The 18,547-nt window shown below is 60.5% G+C and carries 19 protein-coding genes and 2 pseudogenes; 5 read left to right on the top strand and 16 right to left on the bottom strand.

Translation table 11 applies throughout. The features are described 5' to 3' along the window. Positions 1-126 precede the first annotated feature (126 nt). From AB4Y42_RS41935 to glaH, 4 genes and pseudogenes are all read right to left on the bottom strand, one after another. Positions 127-774, bottom strand: a pseudogene (locus tag AB4Y42_RS41935) (LysR substrate-binding domain-containing protein); the annotation flags it as partial. A gap of 52 nt (positions 775-826) precedes the next feature. Then, entirely contained in the window at positions 827-2,878 is a 2,052-nt protein-coding gene (locus tag AB4Y42_RS41930) for an FUSC family protein (RefSeq protein ID WP_368697600.1), read from the bottom strand. A gap of 39 nt (positions 2,879-2,917) precedes the next feature. Further along, positions 2,918-4,156 carry an alpha-hydroxy acid oxidase gene (locus tag AB4Y42_RS41925; RefSeq protein ID WP_368697599.1) on the bottom strand — a complete coding sequence of 413 codons (1,239 nt, stop codon included), beginning with the start codon at positions 4,154-4,156 and terminating at the stop codon, positions 2,918-2,920. An 85-nt stretch (positions 4,157-4,241) separates the two neighbouring features. Next, a complete protein-coding gene (gene glaH, locus AB4Y42_RS41920) occupies positions 4,242-5,174 on the bottom strand; it encodes a glutarate dioxygenase GlaH (RefSeq protein ID WP_368697598.1) in 933 nt (310 codons plus the stop codon). A gap of 95 nt (positions 5,175-5,269) precedes the next feature. Here glaH and AB4Y42_RS41915 point away from each other — a divergent pair, with 95 nt between their 5' ends. After that, the gene (locus AB4Y42_RS41915) at positions 5,270-6,187 is read left to right on the top strand and encodes a LysR family transcriptional regulator (RefSeq protein WP_368692766.1); all 918 of its coding nucleotides are present in this window, start codon (positions 5,270-5,272) and stop codon (positions 6,185-6,187) included. A 63-nt stretch (positions 6,188-6,250) separates the two neighbouring features. Here the strand turns inward: AB4Y42_RS41915 and AB4Y42_RS41910 are convergent, their stop codons facing one another. The 3 genes from AB4Y42_RS41910 to AB4Y42_RS41900 all read right to left on the bottom strand — a co-directional run bounded on the left by AB4Y42_RS41910 (position 6,251) and on the right by AB4Y42_RS41900 (position 8,209). Then, positions 6,251-6,886, bottom strand: coding sequence for a glutathione S-transferase family protein (locus tag AB4Y42_RS41910; protein ID WP_368697597.1), 636 nt, complete (start codon positions 6,884-6,886; stop codon positions 6,251-6,253). A 4-nt stretch (positions 6,887-6,890) separates the two neighbouring features. After that, positions 6,891-7,517 carry a glutathione S-transferase family protein gene (locus AB4Y42_RS41905; RefSeq protein WP_368697596.1) on the bottom strand — a complete coding sequence of 209 codons (627 nt, stop codon included), beginning with the start codon at positions 7,515-7,517 and terminating at the stop codon, positions 6,891-6,893. A 68-nt stretch (positions 7,518-7,585) separates the two neighbouring features. Next, complete coding sequence (locus AB4Y42_RS41900) at positions 7,586-8,209, bottom strand: cysteine hydrolase (RefSeq protein WP_368697595.1); 624 nt, start codon at positions 8,207-8,209, stop codon at positions 7,586-7,588. Between the two features lie 252 nt (positions 8,210-8,461). On the opposite strand from AB4Y42_RS41900, the gene AB4Y42_RS41895 reads away from it, so the two are divergent. Then, complete coding sequence (locus AB4Y42_RS41895; protein WP_124599808.1) at positions 8,462-8,974, top strand: helix-turn-helix domain-containing protein; 513 nt, start codon at positions 8,462-8,464, stop codon at positions 8,972-8,974. Between the two features lie 5 nt (positions 8,975-8,979). Here AB4Y42_RS41895 and AB4Y42_RS41890 read toward each other — a convergent pair whose 3' ends face one another. The 4 genes from AB4Y42_RS41890 to AB4Y42_RS41875 all read right to left on the bottom strand — a co-directional run bounded on the left by AB4Y42_RS41890 (position 8,980) and on the right by AB4Y42_RS41875 (position 13,221). Then, positions 8,980-10,218 (bottom strand): YbfB/YjiJ family MFS transporter, encoded by a 1,239-nt coding sequence (locus AB4Y42_RS41890; protein WP_368697594.1) that lies wholly within the window; start codon positions 10,216-10,218, stop codon positions 8,980-8,982. A gap of 39 nt (positions 10,219-10,257) precedes the next feature. Continuing rightward, positions 10,258-11,244, bottom strand: coding sequence for an MDR family oxidoreductase (locus AB4Y42_RS41885; RefSeq protein WP_368697601.1), 987 nt, complete (start codon positions 11,242-11,244; stop codon positions 10,258-10,260). A gap of 85 nt (positions 11,245-11,329) precedes the next feature. After that, positions 11,330-12,508 carry an MFS transporter gene (locus tag AB4Y42_RS41880; protein ID WP_368697593.1) on the bottom strand — a complete coding sequence of 393 codons (1,179 nt, stop codon included), beginning with the start codon at positions 12,506-12,508 and terminating at the stop codon, positions 11,330-11,332. A gap of 86 nt (positions 12,509-12,594) precedes the next feature. Continuing rightward, positions 12,595-13,221 carry an isochorismatase family cysteine hydrolase gene (locus tag AB4Y42_RS41875; protein WP_368692761.1) on the bottom strand — a complete coding sequence of 209 codons (627 nt, stop codon included), beginning with the start codon at positions 13,219-13,221 and terminating at the stop codon, positions 12,595-12,597. Positions 13,222-13,563: 342 nt separating this feature from the next. Here AB4Y42_RS41875 and AB4Y42_RS41870 point away from each other — a divergent pair, with 342 nt between their 5' ends. Together AB4Y42_RS41870 and AB4Y42_RS41865 are read left to right on the top strand one after the other, a co-directional pair. Next, complete coding sequence (locus AB4Y42_RS41870; protein WP_368692760.1) at positions 13,564-13,854, top strand: hypothetical protein; 291 nt, start codon at positions 13,564-13,566, stop codon at positions 13,852-13,854. Positions 13,855-13,953: 99 nt separating this feature from the next. After that, positions 13,954-14,526 (top strand): hypothetical protein, encoded by a 573-nt coding sequence (locus AB4Y42_RS41865; protein ID WP_368697592.1) that lies wholly within the window; start codon positions 13,954-13,956, stop codon positions 14,524-14,526. A 287-nt stretch (positions 14,527-14,813) separates the two neighbouring features. Here the strand turns inward: AB4Y42_RS41865 and AB4Y42_RS41860 are convergent, their stop codons facing one another. The 3 genes from AB4Y42_RS41860 to AB4Y42_RS41850 all read right to left on the bottom strand — a co-directional run bounded on the left by AB4Y42_RS41860 (position 14,814) and on the right by AB4Y42_RS41850 (position 16,140). Next, positions 14,814-15,305, bottom strand: a complete 492-nt coding sequence (locus AB4Y42_RS41860) for a type II 3-dehydroquinate dehydratase (RefSeq protein WP_368697591.1) — start codon at positions 15,303-15,305, stop codon at positions 14,814-14,816. A gap of 190 nt (positions 15,306-15,495) precedes the next feature. Then, complete coding sequence (locus AB4Y42_RS41855; RefSeq protein ID WP_368692757.1) at positions 15,496-15,861, bottom strand: group 1 truncated hemoglobin; 366 nt, start codon at positions 15,859-15,861, stop codon at positions 15,496-15,498. 66 nt (positions 15,862-15,927) lie between these two features. After that, a complete protein-coding gene (locus AB4Y42_RS41850; RefSeq protein ID WP_368692756.1) occupies positions 15,928-16,140 on the bottom strand; it encodes a hypothetical protein in 213 nt (70 codons plus the stop codon). Between the two features lie 327 nt (positions 16,141-16,467). Here AB4Y42_RS41850 and AB4Y42_RS41845 point away from each other — a divergent pair, with 327 nt between their 5' ends. Then, complete coding sequence (locus AB4Y42_RS41845) at positions 16,468-16,791, top strand: hypothetical protein (RefSeq protein ID WP_368697590.1); 324 nt, start codon at positions 16,468-16,470, stop codon at positions 16,789-16,791. Positions 16,792-17,205: 414 nt separating this feature from the next. On the opposite strand, the gene AB4Y42_RS41840 is transcribed toward AB4Y42_RS41845, so the two are convergent. Both AB4Y42_RS41840 and AB4Y42_RS41835 read right to left on the bottom strand, forming a co-directional pair. Further along, on the bottom strand, positions 17,206-18,018 hold the full coding sequence (locus tag AB4Y42_RS41840) for a class I SAM-dependent methyltransferase (protein ID WP_368692755.1): 813 nt from the start codon (positions 18,016-18,018) through the stop codon (positions 17,206-17,208). Between the two features lie 306 nt (positions 18,019-18,324). Next, positions 18,325-18,402, bottom strand: a pseudogene (locus AB4Y42_RS41835) (integrase); the annotation flags it as partial. Between the last annotated feature and the right edge of the window lie 145 nt (positions 18,403-18,547).

The following is an 18,547-nucleotide window of genomic DNA, read 5'->3' as shown; positions in this document are numbered from 1 at the left end:
AACGCGCCTGATCAAAAAGTAGCCTGATCTCGAACACTCGCAGTACAATCTAAGCACTACGCAGCACCTCCCTCCTGGCCTGTTCGACTTCACCGAAACGGGCGTTCAACTTCCCCGAAATACGCACTCAAAGGTTTCCGTGCCATGGGGACCATCCAGATTCCATCGGCTTTGCGGGAATACCGGACTACTGGTGCGCATGCAGATGTGAGCGGCGAGGTCGGCCACCGTGGCAGGGGTGCCATGCCGGGTGAGATACGAAGGCGACGCGCACAAGATGTTGCAGGTCTTTGCGACCGGGACCGACACGAGACCGGAGTCCGGCAACTCAATCGCGCCTAGTTGAACCGACACGTCGTAGCCTTCTTCGATCAGGTCGGGAACGTGTTGTGAAAGCGTCAATTCGACGGAGACCTGCGGAAACAGCGCCTGGTACCGCAGGACTGCGGGCATCACATAGTGCTGACCGAAACTCGCGGTGGCATGCACGCGCAGGCGTCCCGACGGCTGCAAGTGCGCATTCGACGCCTCGGCCTCCGCCTGATCCACGAAAGCCAGAATCCGGTAGCAATGCTGCAAGTAACGCTGACCTGCTTCCGTCACACCAACGTGCCGAGTCGAACGGTTTAGCAGACGCGTCTGCAGATGTGCCTCCAGTTCAGTGACGGCCCGCGACGCCTGACCGGTAGATTTATCCACGGAGTTGGCCGCAGCGGTGAAGCTGCCAGCCTCAACTACGCGCACAAACATCCTCATGTTGCTTAGCGTGTCCATCGTATTTCCTTTATTGCGCCGCACAGCACGGGATGGGTGGCGGCAATGCCGTTCATGCCGGATCGGCATACCCGCGCGATGCGTCCATATACTCTTTTGCCGAAACCGCGATCGTTTGCAGAAGTGCCGCACCATCCAACAGATCGGGGCTGGCCCGATCGGCGGGGATCGAGGCCTGCCGCAGCAATCTGGCTGCAAGTGCGTCGCAGACCGTTGCGAGGCGCGCGAAATCCAGCGTGCGCAGGCGTCCCTGGATGACTGTCATCGAGCGGCGCAAGCCTGGATGTGACGAGGCACCGTGTTGCAGCGCGAGCACGCTGTCACCTATCGTCCATGCCGCAAGCAGTTCGCGCAGGCCGGTTTGCGCACCTGATCCGGGCTTCGCGCTGGAGGCTTCCGTGGCGAAACGGCGGCCGAGGCGATCGGCAGTGCAGCTAAGCCAGGCATCTCGCCGCCATCGTTGTGGGTGGCTGGCCAGGCTGGAAAGATCCCGCCGGACCGCGTGTTGCAGGCGCGCGATGCTCGACGCACGGTCCGCCGGAAACAAAACCGAAAACGCGAGCGTGGCCCAGGCGATTGCCAGCAGGGTGGACAGGGCGTCGTTCAGGAACGCCGCATCGTTAATACGCGCCACGTTGCTGGGTGAAGTAAAATTCCAGAAGAACAGGGCAAATCCGCTGCCAATCGATGCCGTTCGAGGATTGCGCATCGCAAGACCCGCAGAGATCGTGAACAAGCCAGCAATACACGCCAGCGGAACGAAGTTCGTCACTGCCGGTAGCAAAACAAAATTACAAAGGATGCCTGCCAGTGCCGCAATGAATGCGCCCTTGAACCATCCCATCGCGGCGGCTATGGAATTGGGGCGCGTGGCGAAGAGTGCGCTCACCACTCCAACTGTGGCGACGAAACCCGCGCCCGACGGCCACGCGCTAAATAGCCAGAAAATCGACGCGGCTACCACAGCGAAAAACGCCCGCATGCCGTTGTGCCAGGCAAGCACGTGGTCATGGTGGAAGGCAAATTTCACGAGAGATCGCGGAGGATTTGCCTGGTCCAGACATGATTTTCGTGCGATAACCTGCTCCCGCGCTGTGAGAAGCAGGGTTAGCCGATCAAGAATGAACAGCCTGCCACTCTGCGAGCCGTGCTGGCCGTATCCTTCCGAGGCAAGAGCGTGCTTGATTCTCGACTTCAGAGAGGCGATTCTGGATTTGGCACTGGAGGAATCGGTGTCATCGCCTGCTAACAGCGTTGCCGTTTCATCGACAACATCAATCTGAAGATCGGGGTGGCGAGTCAGTTGCGCTCGCAATGCGTGGATGGCGCTCAGTTGCGTGAGTACGGCGACGATTGCGGCACGCAGATGTCCAACGGCGAGACGGACTTCCGCGGATGCCGCGGCAGCATATTCCGCCGCAGTGTCCAGTTCGAGGGCGGCAGCAAACAGCTTGTGTATGGCGACTTCATCCGTCTCGCGGCGCAGCGCGCGTGCGCCGAACTGCGAAGCCTTGCTCACGTAGCCATGAAATTGCTCGCGTACCTCTCGTAACGGCGCCCCAGGGGCGAGGATTGCAGTGAGGGTTGCTTCGACCAGAATGCCAACGACAACATAGACAAAGCGCGCGAGCGCAATATCGAATGCGTGAAGGGGTGCGGAAGCGGCGTCCAGCCCGATGATCGCTGCCGTATAGCCCGCCAGTACCGCTGCATATGCGCGAAAATTCCGCAGTGCCGTCGCCAAGCCGGTGCAAAGTCCAATCCAGCCGGCGAGTCCCAACAGGAACAATTCCGGCGTCTGCGCAAACAGGGCGACGAACACGAGTGCTGCGACCGCGCCCAGCGCAGTACCGAGGATCCGGTACTGGCTCTTCGAGACGCTCATGCCCCGACTATTCTGGGCGACGACCCACACGGTGATTGCAGCCCATTTCGGATCGTCGAGGTTCATGCAAAACGCGATGTAGAGTGCGATCAGCGATGCGCCTGCGGTCCGGACTGCGTACGCCAGTCCCTCCCATGTAACGCCCGGGATGGGCAGAGGGGGTAGTTTCTTGAAGTCCACGTGATCCGGAATCCTAATTGATAGGCGGCCGGTTTTCATACACCAGCAGGGCCACGTTATTCGGTTGGAACGCGCCGTTCAGGCCAGTATTGCGCGATCGATCTCGCGAATCGCTACCGTGCCGAGCATTGCCATGTTTCGATCGACTTCGTCCCTGAGAAGGCCGATTGCATGTCGAACACCCGGCACGCCGCCCACCGCGGCGGCGTACATGAACGGGCGCCCCGCGAATACGAACTGCGCACCGAGCGCGAGCGCCTTCAGGACATCTCCCCCGCGCCGGATTCCGCTGTCCATCATTACGACGGTCTTGTCACCAACGGCATCACAAATCTGCGGCAATACGGCTAGCGGTTCGACTGCACCGTCCAGTTGGCGTCCACCGTGGTTCGACACGACGATCCCGTCCGCGCCAATCGCGAGTGCGCGCCGTGCATCGTCCGCGTGAAGAATGCCTTTGATGACCAGATTCCCGCTCCAACGTTGACGAATGCTTGCGATGTCCGACCATGACAGATGGTCGCGTCCGGTGGTGTCGCGTACCGCCGAAGCGGACAGCATCGGTGCCCCTCGTGTCGCAAATGAGTTCTCGAAGTGGGGCATCCCGTGATTGATCAGTGTCCGGGCGAACGTGCCGAGCAGCCAGCGCGGATGGGAAATACCGTCCATCGCGAGACGCAGCGACGGGCGCAGCGGCAGCGAGAAGCCCGTGCGCACGTTGTTTTCGCGGTTCGCCCAAACGGGAATGTCGACTGTGAGAACGAGCGTCGCGAAGCCGGCGGCCTTGACGCGCTCGATCAGGGCGTCGCGGCGGGCGGCGTCGCCGGGGAGATAGGCCTGGAACCAGGTGCCTGGTGCCTCGGCATTGACCGTCTCCATCGGAATGAGCGAGGAGCCGCTCATGATCGCAGGAATGTTTTCATCCTTCGCGGCCGCGGCCAACGCGATGTCGCCGCGATATGCCGAAATGGCACTGATTCCGACCGGTGCGATTCCGAACGGAGACGAATAGGTGTGGTTGAAGATCGTTGTCTGCTGTGACCGGCGAGACACGTCGACAAGCACTTTCGTGTGGAACTTCAAGTGTTCGAACGCAGCCCGATTCGCCGCGATCGACATGCCGTCCTCCGCTGCGCCTGAAATATAGCCGAAGAGCGGACGCGGCAGAACACGCCGTGCCGCCGCCTCGAAGTCCGCGAGCGAGAGGATCTGGCGCAGGCGCCGGGGGAGATGTTGCTTGACCCCGTAAGCCGCTTGTTCAATTCGCCCGGCGGGCGTCGTCTCCTGCACTGTCACGTGCTCTGCGTAGTTGTTCATCTCACCGTCCCACTGTGTTACATCGAAATCGCTGCGTCGGCCCTCGGCGGTCGGTGTGCCCGACTACGCCAGAGCGCCGGCGACATCAAGACGCAAACGAACCGCGCTGGCGCATCAACTCGCGGAACAGCGATTCGTTCGGCTGGAATGGCGCCCGGCCGTGAAGGTAAAAATAGTTGTTCAGCACCACCAGACCGCCGACCGGCAAAGACACTTCCTTCGTGCCGGCCGACGTTTCCATCGACTGGGACAGTGAGCGGAGAAATGCCGCTTCTTCACGGTTGGACGGCTGAACGAACTGGTCGATGAACGAGATCGACAGACCGAATTCGCTTTGAAAGAACAGCGGCCGCTCGATCTGCTCGTTGACGTTCTTGGACCCGGATCCCTTGTAGAAGAATGGCTTCGTGCCGAGCTTGTGATTGACGAAGCGATCGCGCTCTTCCCAGTCGTCGATGTGCAGAAACCGCGATTCGCCGCCGACCGCGCTTCGCTCCGCGAATTTCATCATCAGCAGCCAGTCCGTTGCGTCGCTCACGTACGTGCCGTCGGTGTGCATCGTGAACAGCCGGTATGCCTGACGAAGATATGAGTCGCTGTTATCGGTGTGCTTCACCACGAAGCGGGCGTAGTACGTTCCCGACATCGCATCGTGATTGCTCGGGCCGAGGATATGACCGATGGCCGTACCGAACTTCACGAAGTCAGAAGGGTCTTGCGAAAGGTCCTGGAGGCCGATGGTGAAACCGCCGTGCCGACGGTCCTTGAGCAGCTCGACGAGCATGTCGGCAAAGTCGTCACCGAGACGCTCGACCAGCAGATCGGCAAGGTGATGGCGCATGAACGGGACATACTCGAGATTCTGGACGTCGATATCGCGCACGTCCGCCAGGAATCCGGTCAGCGCGTTGGGGTCGATCGTCACGTTCATGATGCGGTGATGGGTGGGATGCGCCGACAAGCGGAAAAGCGGCTGCCGGTGCGTGATGGAACCAGGGTGAGTGATCAGTGCGTCCATGTTGTCCTCCTGTTGTTTCAGGGCTCTATTTGATGCCTCTTCTTTGATATCATCCAGACGCTATCCGCGAATGTTTATTCGCTCCAGGAGATTAAATGATCGACGCCCGTCAACTGCGATACTTCGTTGCTGTGGTGGAGGATCTGCACTTTGCCAAGGCAGCGGATCGACTGAATGTCGCGCAATCGGCGCTCAGCGCCCAGATTCAACGGCTCGAGCAGGAGATCGGCGTTCGTCTCCTGAACCGGAACAAGCGACAGCCCGTTACGCTGACCGATGCGGGGCGCTTGTTCCATGCCGAAGCGGTTGCAGCACTACGGCATATCGAGCGCGCGGATCAGGTCGGCCGGCTGGCGGCCAGGGGCCTCGCCGGTGTGGTGCGGATCGGATCGGTCGCATCCGGCGTGAGCAGCGGCGTGCTCTCGAGGATGCTGCATCAGTTTCGCATCACGCACGGCGACGTGCGCATCGAGGTCGTGGCCATGGAGACGCCGCGTCAGTTCGAGGCGCTCGTCGAAGGCGAGATCGATGTGGGTATCGTGAGGCCCTGGCGCCAGCATCCGGCAGGGATCGTGGCCACGATCGTGCAGACCGAATGCCTTTTGGTCGCGATGGCCGAGGACCACGCATTGGCGGCACGCAGCCACGTGTCGGTCAGCGATCTGAAAGATCAGCGGTTTATTTCCCCCCATTTCGACGACGACGGGGGATTCAGCGAGGTGCTTACCGCGCTGGGTGCAGCGGGAGGCTTCGTTCCTTTTCTGGAACATCGCGTTCATGACTTCATCGCCGCGATCAGTCTCGCATCGGCCGGTTACGGCGTGGTCGTCGTCCCGGAATCGATGCGCAACTTCACACAACCGGGAATCTGCTATCGGCCGATCGCGGATTTCGAGTATCCGTGTCATCTCGCATTGGCCAGCAGGCGGCGAGAGCTTTCTCCCGCCGTTCGCGCATTCGTAAAGGAATCCCTCGCACTCTTCACCGGTCGCGCCTTATCAGACCCAGCTTGAGTTGAACTCACGGGCCTGTTGGTGACGATCCAGAGAGTCGATCAGGATGGCTACGTAATTCTTTTAGTCAAGCTTGACCTCGAAGCCGCGACGCACCGCGGGGCGATCGAACATGGCGTCGTACCATCGCTTGACGTTTGGGTAGTCCGCAAGATCGACCTTGTGCCGCTCGTGTCGCCACGCCCAGCCAATGATGGCAAAGTCGGCGATCGAAGGCTCGCCGGCCACGTACTCATGGCCGGCGAGCCTTTCGTTCAGCACCGAATAAAGCCGTCGTGTTTCGTCTGAGAAGCGCTTGAGACCGTAGCGTCTGTCGCCCTCGGAAGCTAGGGCGGCGAAGTGGTGCACCTGTCCGGGCATCGGTCCGAAACCACCCATCTGCCACATGAGCCATTCGATCACGGGCACCCGCTCGCGTAGACCGCGTGGAAGGAATCGGCCGGTCTTTTCTCCAAGATAGAGAAGAATCGCACCCGACTCGAACACGCTGATAGGCTGACCGTCGGGGCCGTCTGGATCGACGATGGCCGGAATCTTGTTGTTCGGGCTGATGGATAGAAATGACGCCTCGAACTGCTCGCGGTTGCCGATATTCACAGGCTGAACGACGTACGGCAACGCCATTTCCTCGAGCGCGACGCTGGCCTTGCGGCCATTAGGCGTGTTCCATGCATAGAGCGTGATCGGTTCGGTCTTCATGGATTCAGCTCAATTCGACATCGACATGCTTGTTGAAACCCGGACGCGTGGCGAGCGACGCGTACCAGCGTTCGAGATTGGCCATTCGAGCACGTTCTATGCCCGGTAATCCAAACCATCGCTTCGCGAACGCACCGAGCACGATATCCGCAATCGTGAACGACTCGCCTTCGACGAAGTCGCGACGCTTCAATTGTACGTCGAGCACTTTCCAGACTTCCGTGACCTTTACGACATCGGCGGCAATTTTCTCGACGTCTCGCTTGGCCTCGGGTGTGCGGACGATTCCCCAGAACACGGGCCGCTCGGCCGGCTGCAAAGTCGAGAGCGACCAGTCGAGCCAGCGGTCGATGCTGGACCGCGCCTTTGGATCGGCGGGATAGAGTGTGCCGGGTCCACCGTACTGCATCACGATATAGCGCAGGATCGAGTTCGATTCCCAAAGCACGAAATCGCCGTCGACGAGGGTGGGGACCTTGCCCATCGGATTCATCGCGACGTAGTCGGCTTCGGTGTTGTGTCCGAACTGCAGACCGGCGTCTATCCGGTTATAGCGTAGGGAAAGCTCTTCGCAAAGCCACAAGAGCTTCTGGACGTTGACCGAATTGGCACGTCCCCAGATGGTAAACATGCGTGCGTCCTTTTGGTGTTTGTTATTAGTGTGTTGACCGTTTCACTCCGTCGTCGTCGGCATAATGCTCACGCTGGCAATGCTGTCAGCAATTCGGCCGTCGTGACGATCGAATGAGCAAACGTGGGTCCGTTCAGTTCGTGGGCGGCCCGCATCAGTTCCGGCGTGAATGCGGCGGTCGCGTCGCGTACGAGCGTCACGTGATAGCCGAGCTCCATCGCGAATCGCGCGGTGGATTCAATGCAGGTGTTCGCGAGCAGGCCGACGGTAATCACGTGCGAAATCTTGTGCTGCTTGAGCTGGAAATCGAGGTCCGTGTTGGCGAAGCCGCTTTGCGCCCAATGCTCGTGGATCATGATGTCGTTTTCCTGGGGAACGAAATCGGGGTGCCATTCACCGCCCCACGTCCCCTTTGCGAAGGTCTGGCGCTTTTGCACGAGCCGTTGCGTCGGGTTCGGATGGTCCCAGTCTTCGTAATCGCCAGGCTGCCAGCGGCGATGCGGCACATAGAACACCTGAATGCCAGCCTTGCGTGCGGCGACCACCGTTGCGCGCAAATTGTCGAGGAGCCGAACGTCGTTGGCGACTGCCTCGATCATCGGAAAGATCTTGCCGCCATGTGACAGGAAGTCGTTGTACGGGTCGACCAGCAAAAGACCGGTGTGTTCGGCGTGATAGACGAGGTCCGTCATGATGTTCTCCGGAAAAACGGTTCGGGATGGGGCACGACACAACCGACACCCGTTGCGCGGAACTTCTGCACGACGTCGAGCACTTCGTTGCCTCACGAGTCGAGTATATATATGAATTTCATAGTTGCAACTGGAACATAAACACAATACCCACTGCGCGGGTATCGAACGCATTTCTCGCCCCGGATGCGGATGTCATCGCCGTGACGCAATCCGTGATACTATGAAAATAGTAGTTACGATGGAGGCAAAATGAAGCGCAGAGAGAAAGGGGTGGCCACGGTGTGCCCTGTGGCGCGATCGACCGAAGTTGTCGGCGACAAGTGGACGACGCTTGTGCTGCGCGAGCTGTACATGGGCGCGACCCGATTCGAGGAAATCCAGATTCAGACGGAGGCGACGCCCCAGATGCTGGCGACGCGGCTGAAGTCACTCGAAGCGGACGGGATGGTAGAGCGCCATCCGTATCAGGAAAGGCCGTTGCGCTACGAGTACCGTCTCACGGAGAAAGGCCGGGCGTACTATCCGGTGATCCAGGCGCTACGCACCTGGGGCGAGACCTGGTGCAAGAGCAAAGGCGAGGAAGTCGCGGTGCATTTTACGCATCGTGTGTGCGGGCACGAGGTTGGCCTCGACTATATCTGCCCGTCGTGCGGAGAATACGTGGAGCGTCGCGACCTCGATGCAACCTTGAGTGCTTCGTTTGCGAAAGAGCGCGAGAAGAGGCGCGAGACATATCGGGCCGCGAAGGCCAGATCCGAATAGTTCAGTCAGCGCGCAGCGGGCTGTCGTCCAGTCTGTTCCGTGCGTCGCGCGTGCACCAGGAAGTCCGTGACGAAGGCTAGTGCGAGAGTGGCCGCGCCGCACAGGAATACGAGCGCGTAGTCGTTGTGAAGGCGAGAAAACAGATACGAGTCTCCATAGCCGCCGAGTGCCTGAAAGAGGGCGAAAGCCGTGGTTGCGCGGCTCCACGCTGCGCGCTGTTCCAGGAAATTGTCCGGTAGCAACTCGTTGATGCGTCCGAGAACGAGCGGCACGATTCCAGGCGTGAACACGCCCAGGATGACTGTGGCGCCTGCGAGGACATAGGGATCTCCGGTCTTCGCCAGTACCACGATCGCGATGGCCTGTAGCACAAGGCCGGCGCGCCAGGCTGCGCGAAAGCCAATGCGGCTGCCCAGATTGCTGCAGATCACGGGCCCCGCGATGGCGGCGAGACCATATAGCACCCAATAGTCGGCGCCCACTGCTGCGCCGCGGCCGAGGCCGCGCGCCACGTAGTCCACGAGCAGCACAATCACAGGCACGAGGCCGAGCGCGTTCGCGGCGTATTGTGCGTAGAGCACACGCAGCGCGAGGCTGCCACGCTCAGCCTTGTGCGCTGGTTCGGCGTGTGCAGCCGGCGCATTCGTCGCTGGCCAGCCGGACCAGCTCAAGGCCGTGAGCGAAAACGAGAGCATGCCGAGGCCGAGCCACGTGTTGCGCAGTCCGGTCGACAGGAGTTGCGGGATCAATGTGCCCGATGCCGCAACGCCGAGGCCCAGCCCGAGGAAGATCATCCCGCTCGCGAAGCCGCGGCGGGGCGCAGGAATGTGCGGGAGGATCGATGTCGCGACGAGTACCATGATCGCGCCACCGGAAAAGCCCGACAGCAGACGCCAGAAGAAGAACCACGCGACAGAGACGGGCCAGGCGCACGCGAAGAACGCGATCGTCACTGCGGCCATCAGGAGTCGCAAGGCGGCCCGGTTCGACAGCTTTGCAACGAGCGGCCGTCCTGCCATCGCACCCATCAGATAGCCGGCGAAATTTGCCGCGCCGAGCGTGACGGTCTGCGAGGAACTGAACCAGTGCGCCTGGATCATTGAGGGAATGAGCGGCGTGTAGGCGAAGCGCGCGAGACCGATGGCGACCAGACTGCCGCAAAGCCCGGCGAAGGCTGCGAAGAGCGCGCGGGCATCGAGCGATGATGCATCGCTCACGTGGGACGTGGAACGAACTGCAGACATTGCGAACTCCGGTATCACGGGTGTTGCGGGGGGAAGCGTCTACGCATTGACGTCTACGACTGTGCGACCCTGAATCTTGCCTTCCAGTATCTGGCCCGCGACAGCAGGAACGTCGGCGAGCCCGATCACCTTCGTCGCGCGGCCGAGTTTGCTCAAATCGAGGTCGCGCGCAAGCCGCGCCCAGGCATTGATGCGTACGGACTGGGGAGCATTGACAGAATCGATGCCCGCGAGGGTCACGTTGCGTCGGATGAAGGGCATGACCGACCCGGGGAGGCCCGAGCCCTGTGCGAGGCCGCAAGCGGCGACCACGCCGCGGTACTGCGTCTGGGCCAGCACGTTAGCCAGCGTGTGATGCCCGACGGAGTCCACGGCACCCGCCCAACGTTCGCGGGCGAGCGGCACACCTGGCTCCGAGAGCGTTCGCCGGTCGATCACTTCCGCGGCGCCGAGGCTGTGCAGATAGTCGGCTTCCGCGGGGCGTCCGGTTGATGCGACGACGCGATACCCGAGGCCCGACAGGATGGCAATGGCGATCGAGCCGACGCCTCCATTGGCACCTGTGACGAGGACGTCGCCGCTTTGTGGCGAGAGGCCGCCATGTTCCAGCGCCAACACGGCAAGCATGGCCGTATATCCGGCCGTGCCGATTGCCATCGCGTCGTGCGCGGAAAAGACTTCTGGAAGCTTGACGAGCCACTCGCCCTTCACGCGTGCCTTTTGCGCGAATCCGCCGTGATGGTTCTGACTGAGCTCCCAACCGTTGAGGACGACACGGTCGCCGCTGGAAATGCCGGGATACGTGGATGCCTCGACGGTCCCGGCCAGGTCGATGCCCGCGACCAGTGGAAACTCGCGGATGATCTCCGCGCGTCCAGAGATGGCGAGTGCGTCCTTGAAGTTCAAGGTCGAATATTCGACTGCAATGGTAACGTCTCCGGGCATGAGGTCCTGCTCGCGCATATTGACGATGCGAGTCGAGATCACGTCACGCGGTTTCGTCGCGAGCAGTGCTTTGAAGGTCATGTGATTCTCCTGAGCAAATCGTTTCCCGATGGCTCGAGCTATTGAGCCGTTGCCGATCGGAGAGTGATGTTTGCGGGTGGCCGGGTCATGCGTGCCCGTCAGCAACGGCCGAACTGGATCGTGCGTATGCGAGCGTATTGACCACCACGGCGGCGAGCGAGAGCAAGGCGCCGATCGCGGCGAGGCCGAGCCAGGCAGCGTGCAGGGCCCCCGCACCGCCAAGTGCTGCACCGACTGCGCCGCCAAGAAAGTACGAAACCATGAAAACGGTGTTCAGGCGGCTGCGGGCTTCGGGCCGCAGTGCATAGATTCGCGCCTGGTTGGCAATGAAGCTCGCGCGATTGCCCAGATCCAGCAACACCATCCCGACGATCAACCACACCAGGCTGCGTGCGCCCGCTGCGACAAATGCAAACGCGATGGCGACCGTGAGTGCGCCTGCGGTTGCAACATGGCGCGCGCCGACGCGATCGACGATCGCGCCCAGTCGTGGCGATACCGAAAGACCGACAAGGCCGATCAGCCCAAATGCTCCGATCGTGGCCGGGCCGTAATGGTAGGGCGCTCGTGCGAGTAGTACCGCGAGTGTTGCCCAGAGCGCGCTGAATGCGGCGAACACAAGAAACCCCATCGTTGCCGAGAGGCGTAGTAGCTGTTCCTTGCGGACGAGGCCAGCGAGCGAGTGCATCAACTCGCGATAGCGGATCGCCGCGAGCGCATTCGACGCAGGCAGCTCTCTGATGACAAGCAGAAGGCCGATGTCGATGGCGGAAGCGATCACGAATATCGAACGCCAACCCCACAGCGCACCGACGATGCCACTCAGTGTGCGTGCCAGCAGGACGCCAGAAGAGAGGCCACCCAGCAGGGAGCCGACTACGCGTCCGCGCGTCTCGGGGGTAGCCATGCCCGAGACCGACGGGATGATGATTTGCGCTGAGATTGATGTCGTCCCAACGAGGAAGCTGCATAGAGCCAGCGCGAAGAAGGACGGTGCCGCTGCGCAGGCGAGCAGCGCCACTGCGTTCGCGATGATCGCACGCGTTGCCAGTTTGCGTGGATGGACGCCGTCGGCGAGCGGGACGAAGAGCAGCAGTCCCATCGCATAGCCGAGCTGGGTGAGGGTGGCGATGAGGCTCCCACGCGCCGACGGCACAGCGAAGGTCGATGCGATCTGCGGCAGCAGCGGCTGATGGTAGTAGATGGGCGAGACCGCGAGCGCGCAGCAAAGTGCCATCAGAAAGACCTGGCGCGGGGAGATCATGGGTGCCTTCGCTAAGGTAGGGGGGGCGGAGTTGGGCGGAACGCGCGGTATCGTCGGAATCGCACGAATTACAGAGCAAGGCGTGATCAGGCTTTGGGCAATGCGTCGAGGAACTCGCGGGTGCTCACGATATTGTGCGCGTAGGTCGGCCCGTTCAGCTCATGCGCCGCGTGCATCGCTTCCCGCTTGAGAGCGGCCGTTGCGTCCTTCACGAGCGTCACGTGGTAACCAAGCTCCGTTGCATATCGCGCCGTAGCCTCTATGCAGGTGTTGGCCAGCAGGCCGACGATCACCACGTGCGTGATGCGATGCTGCTTAAGCTGGAAGTCGAGATCCGTATTGGCAAAACCACTGGAGCCCCAGTGTTCGAGCGCCACGACGTCACCTCGTTGCGGCGTAAAGTCGGGGTGCCATTCGCCGCCCCACTCGCCCTTCGCGAAGTGATGACCGTCCATGATCTTGCGCTGGCTCGGGCTCGGATGACACCAGCACTGATAGTCGCCCGGCTGCCACCGGCGGTGCGGTACGTAGACCACCTGGACACCGGCATCGCGGACGGCTCCGTTGATACGTCGCAGATTCTCCAGCAGTCCGACTTCTTCAGCGACATCCTTGACGAAGGGCCAGACTTTGCCTCCTTCGGAGAGGAAGTCGTTAAAAGGATCGACGAACAGCAGTGCGGTTGATCTGGCCTCGTAGGTGAAGCGGCTCATTGCATTTCTCCGGAAGGGGTTCACACCAGAACGTTGAGCTGAAACGGCTCGCCACTCATCCGGACACGCGTGCGACTCGTGATGCCGGTACGGCTAGAGTGAAGCCTCTCTGTTCCGGCATTGTATATATGAAAAACATAGCGTCAAGTTTGGCGTGAATCCCATACCTTAATTGGGGGTTTATGCAGCTTTATTGTTGTATATGACCCGGTTTACATGCGAGGAAGAATCTTGTTACTATGAAGATCATATACAAAAGTCTGAGTCAACAAGCCCGGAGTTGTTCGTATTGTTCGTACGAAGCCGCCCACCTGATCGCAGTGCCATACCCTGGAGAGCAACATGCAATACCTCGTGATGATTTCCCGTTCCGAAAACGCATTTTCCATGTCCCCTCACAAGGAAGAGGTTGAGGCGGAGGCCGAGTTTGTCCGCCGTCTTTACGCCTCCGGGATAGTTCGGCAGGTATGGCTGAGGGCAGAAGGGGGAGCCTGCATGATTTCGGAAGCAGATGACGAAGACGGCCTGAGACAACTCCTCGGCGAACTTCCTTTGGTCAAGACTGGCTATCTTGCGCCACCACAGATCAGCCGATTGCGCTCGTATTCGGGGTTTGGTCCGCGTAGTCTCTGAGCCACTCCAGTTCCCACGCCTGTACGGGCCGGCCAATCGGTGGAGATGGCGACTTTCACATCATGTCGTCAAGCTGACAATCATCCTGGAACAATCTCAATGACACGCTGGAAACTATTCGGTATGCTAACCATGGTCGTTGCGCTGTTCGCAGCGGTGTCCTCTGCAATAGCGCCGGACCGCGTTGCATCGCTGCAATACGCGATACGAGCAACGGCTCGCACGTCCTTTATCCTGTTTCTCGCGGTATTTCTTGCCACCTCGTTTGCGCGACTCGTCCCGTCGGCGCTAACCCGCGCCCTGGTCCGGGAGCGGCGGTTTATCGGATTGTCGTTCGCCGCCTCGCAATTTTTTCACGCAACGGCGCTCATTATCTACATCAGGACAGCGCCCGAGGCATTCTGGGTGGGGCGTACGCCCGCGACAAACATACCGGGCTCCATCGGCTATTTGATGATTCTGTTGCTGACGGTCACATCGTTCGCAATGCCGGCGCGTCTGATCGGTCCGGCCAACTGGAAGAAGCTGCATCTCGTGGGCGTATGGATACTCGCCGTCATTTTCACGGCTTCCTTCCTCACCCGAGTCCATCAACATGCCGCTTATCTCGTTCCCGGCATGGTCATGGTTGTCGCGATGTTGCTACGCATGGCCGAGCGGTTCGAAGCGTGAGGTCAGGGATTCGCCGCACCTGGAGGACGCCTTCCGCGCAATCCATTCAGGCTGGCGCAGCAGTCGAAACTCGCGATCTTGGAACGCGCATCAAGGAGGCCCCATATCCGAGCGCGACACCGCTCGCAAGGTGTGCAACTCGCAACGCTCCATCACATTGCGTTATTTGGCCGCTGGCTACGACTTGCGCGGTTGAGAAGCGAGGCTGGATCGACCCCGAAGAGTCGAGCAGGCGCTCGATATGGCCGTTCACGGACAGAATTCGGCCTATATATGTGACCCGCTGCTTACTCCCGTCCGCCCGTATCGGCAGATTGGCCGCCGTGCGTCTTGAGCGTCCCAGTAGGTGCATTGGTGAGCAAATAAAGCATGGCTTCCAATCCAAGCACGTAGCTGTGAACTCCAAGACCGAAGATTACGCCATCCGCGATTTTCGCGATCAAACATTTGATTCCCCGTGCTTCGACATTCGTCATGTGTACTTCCACATAGGGTAGCGCTGCACCCTTTATGCAATCGCGCAGCGCATATCCCGCATAGTTGAAGCCCGCGGGATTCATGACGAGGCCGTCGACACCATCTTCAACGGCTCGATAGATGCGATTGATCGCTTCTCCTTCGACGTTGGTGTAGAAGATCTCCAGTTCGTAACCTTTCGAGCGCGCATGCTGGTGCAGCATGGCGTCAAGCTCGCTCGCCGTCGTCTTGCCGTATATCTCCGGTTCACGCTTGCCCAGGTGAATCATGTTAGCGCCCTGAATCAGCAGAATTCGCCACATGGTGACCGTTCCTTCTCTCATTCGGCAGACGCGATTGGCCCTTCAAGCATTTGCTGGCAAACAGGAAGTGCGTGCCCCAAATCGCCGATCCGATTCGTTCGCAGAACCACTATGTCGCGCGCCGGCTCCCGGAGGGAGCGGGGCGCGGCGCATTTGATGACATTGCCTCACCGTAAGTCCCGGAACCAGTCTAACGGTTCAGGACGTCCGCTCTAACCGACTCCGCAACGAGCCTGACCTCTTCGATGAGTTCGCTGGCGACGCCCAACTCCTGGAGTGCCATCGAAAGGTTTTCTATCACGGCGTCGAAATGATCGTCGTTCAGCCCGAGAGCGCGCGGATTCCCGTGGGCGGCGCGCAGCGTGCGCCCGTCAAAAGCAGGCACGCCACCGAAGGCATACGCCAGAAAGGACTTCTGATGCCGCCGCAGCCGCGGCATATCGACTCCGCGAAAAAAGTGATTGATGCGGGTGTCCTCGAGAACGTTCTCGTAGAACTTGTCCACCGCGACATCGAGCGCTGGCGCGCCGCCCAATCTTTCATACAGGCTGGTCATGGCATTTTCCTCGCGTTCAATATTCCGATCGGGTGATCAAGCCCGCGCTTTCCGGGAGCTGTGGCATTAATTCGGCGGACCGGGCAGCGGCAGGGTCGACGGCGAGACCGATGTCGTCGAGCCGTTCGAGTCGTCAATGACCTCGGCGCCCGTCACGATCTTGCACTGCTGCAGCGCTCCTTCCGAGGTGTTGATGGCGCGCAGCACCGGCCGCGCGAGGGCTGGCCCGCTGGCGAGCGGATGAAAATCCAGCATGCTCGCCACGCCGGGTGTCAGCATGAACTCCTGCTGCAGGGGCACGCCGTAGCCATTCGTGAGCGTCTGCCCGTTCGCGTCGACAAAGCTCAGCTCGACCCGGCAGGGGTCCTGGGGTAGTTGGCTTAGCCACGCTCACCGCGCTAAAGCGCGCCGTCTGGCTCGACACGACCCTGAGGATGCCGATCGACGCGTCACTCCCGCACGCAGTCCGGGTGCCACACGGATCCGGAGGCTCCGCGACTGCCGTCACGCCGCTTGCCGTGTCGTAAATTTCGTGGCTCGCAACCATCACCCGGTAATCTGGGAAAAAGCGCTGGCTTGTGGACAGATTTAGGCTAGATCAGGGTCATGGATAACTCAACCCTCGCAGCGGAAAATGGCGTTTTCCACGTGTGCAATGGCGCTGCGGCATGGCGATGTCAATGGCGTGACGTCCTACCGACTCCAGTTCAGTTTCTCGTGACGGTCCGTGTCCTTTTGAATTGCGAATTTAATTTCACCTTTTCGGTGCACTGCGTGCTTCCCGGTCCGGACAGTGTTGCCTTCGGATTTCAAACAGGTGAGGCATACCTCAAGTCGCTAAGTCATGCTCGTATTCCAGGTGCTGCCGACAACGTTTTCTTGCCGGGATTCCTTTCTTTCAGCAACAAGGAAGCCGCGCGAAGGGAGTGACGACGACGTCAGATCGATGAAGGCGTGCTTCAGTCGCAGACGAGGGCGCGTGGGCGCAGCCGTGGGTGTGTGGGGCACGCGGAGGCCTGATATGCATGCGACGGATGCATCTGGCAGACAGCGCACCGTGAACCGATTCCAACGCGAATGACTGCCGTCCCGCGAGAATTGACCGCCTGAGTGTCTATCTGCTTATGCGGGCGAACGTCAGGAACTGGCCGTGTTCTGGCCGAAGGCGACTGGGAGCACCTGGCCGCCACTGCGCCGTCGGCGAGTGGACCAAGTCGGCCGTTGCTGCCCTTCGGGTACTCTCGGCGACTGTCACTACCGCGATTCAAGGCGGCCTTCCGCCTCACGCCGCAGGGTCGGACGCAACCGGTGTAACCCAGCTTCGGGTTCAGTGCCGACAGCTGCTCAGGGCTTTCTGGCGGATGCGAGCACACACGGCATCGGAACTTGCACCTCACCGTTGGTCGTATACGATGCGACGTCGTCGGCCACTGCTTTCTGGATCGCAGCCAGCGCCTGTGGCGACTGCGCCCTCAAGATCGCAGCGACGCGCACGCCGCCGCGCATCAGGACGTCGAAAGGCGTTTCGGGTGCGCGAAGACGCAACGTCTGACTGACTATCTTAATGCAGGGTTCAACGAAGCCCGCTTCAAGCAGCGCACGTTCCGACTCGTGCGAATCGCTGAAACGGAAGAACGGAGGCCCAGGCGGTAGCTGGACATCCATGCGGCCGTGCTCCTCAATGGCCTTGAGCACCATGCGGAATCCAACAGCCTGGTCAGGCGACGCCCAAACAGTGAAAGCGATTCTGCCACCCGGGCGCAGCACCCGAAACGCTTCGGTGAGCGCAGCCTCGGGACGAGCGAAATGGAGCATTCCGAAGCTGATGCCGACCGCGTCAAAACTCATATCCTCGAAAGGCAGCTTTTCGGCGCCCCCGGGACGGAACGTGAGGGAGGGAAAAAGCCGTCTCGCTTGCTGGACCATCGCATCCGCGAAATCGACGCCTACTACATCGGCGCCACGACGCGCCGCCGCTGCCGCTAGATAGCCAGGGCCCGACGCGACATCAAGGAACTGGACGCTGGCACCGACGTCAAGCGCATCGAGCAGCGCATCATTGGACTGCGTCGTCAGTTCACCAAAATACGAGTGATATGGCTGCGCGACTGTTTCCCAGCCCCGAAGCTCAAAGACGCTGAATTCGTCATGTTCCATGGCAAACATCCATCACGGCTCGGCCGGGTGCATGCCGACATCGGGTCGAAGCGTTCCCAGCCGACGCATGCTGAATAGGTTAGTGTCCCTCGGCCGGTTATACAAGGCTGAATGGGGGTTCATCAATTCGCCCTGACAGACGGAGACCTTGGAGCAATACAGTGAACCTTGTCGTATGTGAAGTCGTGGCCGGAAGGCTTAGTGTCCGCAATACGCAACCACTCTCCCACCTTAAACGGACGGTCGCGAGCATGGATCTGGTGGCCCCTGCTGGCCGGCAAGCGTCCGCTCGCCGGCCAGTTGCCTTCATACTTCGGTTTGCTCTGCCATCTCAAGGGCGTCGTCCACTTCAATGCCGAGGTAGCGAACGGTACTCTCGAGCCTATTGACTGCTGGCAATAGGCTCGACTATGTCCCGCCCCGAACTATGTCCCGGTGCGCAAAGCGCCGCGGTACGGTAACACACGACCGAGCGCTAAGCGGCACATAGCTGGTCACAAGTTTTTCAGGAACGCCAGCAATCGGTCAT

Origin of the sequence: Paraburkholderia sp. EG286B, assembly GCF_040965655.1 — a bacterium.
Classification (GTDB): Bacteria; Pseudomonadota; Gammaproteobacteria; order Burkholderiales; family Burkholderiaceae; genus Paraburkholderia.
The sequence above is the reverse complement of the archived record's forward strand: the minus strand, read 5'-3'. Positions and strand labels throughout refer to the sequence as shown.

What these genes read in the sequence shown, in the direction of transcription:
- AB4Y42_RS41930 (WP_368697600.1), bottom strand. Translation starts at nt 2,878, where the DNA reads ATGAAAACCGGCCGCCTATCAATTAGGATTCCGGATCACGTGGACTTC.
- AB4Y42_RS41925 (WP_368697599.1), bottom strand. Translation starts at nt 4,156, where the DNA reads ATGAACAACTACGCAGAGCACGTGACAGTGCAGGAGACGACGCCCGCC.
- glaH (WP_368697598.1), bottom strand. Translation starts at nt 5,174, where the DNA reads ATGGACGCACTGATCACTCACCCTGGTTCCATCACGCACCGGCAGCCG.
- AB4Y42_RS41915 (WP_368692766.1), top strand. Translation starts at nt 5,270, where the DNA reads ATGATCGACGCCCGTCAACTGCGATACTTCGTTGCTGTGGTGGAGGAT.
- AB4Y42_RS41910 (WP_368697597.1), bottom strand. Translation starts at nt 6,886, where the DNA reads ATGAAGACCGAACCGATCACGCTCTATGCATGGAACACGCCTAATGGC.
- AB4Y42_RS41905 (WP_368697596.1), bottom strand. Translation starts at nt 7,517, where the DNA reads ATGTTTACCATCTGGGGACGTGCCAATTCGGTCAACGTCCAGAAGCTC.
- AB4Y42_RS41900 (WP_368697595.1), bottom strand. Translation starts at nt 8,209, where the DNA reads ATGACGGACCTCGTCTATCACGCCGAACACACCGGTCTTTTGCTGGTC.
- AB4Y42_RS41895 (WP_124599808.1), top strand. Translation starts at nt 8,462, where the DNA reads ATGAAGCGCAGAGAGAAAGGGGTGGCCACGGTGTGCCCTGTGGCGCGA.
- AB4Y42_RS41890 (WP_368697594.1), bottom strand. Translation starts at nt 10,218, where the DNA reads ATGTCTGCAGTTCGTTCCACGTCCCACGTGAGCGATGCATCATCGCTC.
- AB4Y42_RS41885 (WP_368697601.1), bottom strand. Translation starts at nt 11,244, where the DNA reads ATGACCTTCAAAGCACTGCTCGCGACGAAACCGCGTGACGTGATCTCG.
- AB4Y42_RS41880 (WP_368697593.1), bottom strand. Translation starts at nt 12,508, where the DNA reads ATGATCTCCCCGCGCCAGGTCTTTCTGATGGCACTTTGCTGCGCGCTC.
- AB4Y42_RS41875 (WP_368692761.1), bottom strand. Translation starts at nt 13,221, where the DNA reads ATGAGCCGCTTCACCTACGAGGCCAGATCAACCGCACTGCTGTTCGTC.
- AB4Y42_RS41870 (WP_368692760.1), top strand. Translation starts at nt 13,564, where the DNA reads ATGCAATACCTCGTGATGATTTCCCGTTCCGAAAACGCATTTTCCATG.
- AB4Y42_RS41865 (WP_368697592.1), top strand. Translation starts at nt 13,954, where the DNA reads ATGACACGCTGGAAACTATTCGGTATGCTAACCATGGTCGTTGCGCTG.
- AB4Y42_RS41860 (WP_368697591.1), bottom strand. Translation starts at nt 15,305, where the DNA reads ATGTGGCGAATTCTGCTGATTCAGGGCGCTAACATGATTCACCTGGGC.
- AB4Y42_RS41855 (WP_368692757.1), bottom strand. Translation starts at nt 15,861, where the DNA reads ATGACCAGCCTGTATGAAAGATTGGGCGGCGCGCCAGCGCTCGATGTC.
- AB4Y42_RS41850 (WP_368692756.1), bottom strand. Translation starts at nt 16,140, where the DNA reads ATGCTGACACCCGGCGTGGCGAGCATGCTGGATTTTCATCCGCTCGCC.
- AB4Y42_RS41845 (WP_368697590.1), top strand. Translation starts at nt 16,468, where the DNA reads ATGGATAACTCAACCCTCGCAGCGGAAAATGGCGTTTTCCACGTGTGC.
- AB4Y42_RS41840 (WP_368692755.1), bottom strand. Translation starts at nt 18,018, where the DNA reads ATGGAACATGACGAATTCAGCGTCTTTGAGCTTCGGGGCTGGGAAACA.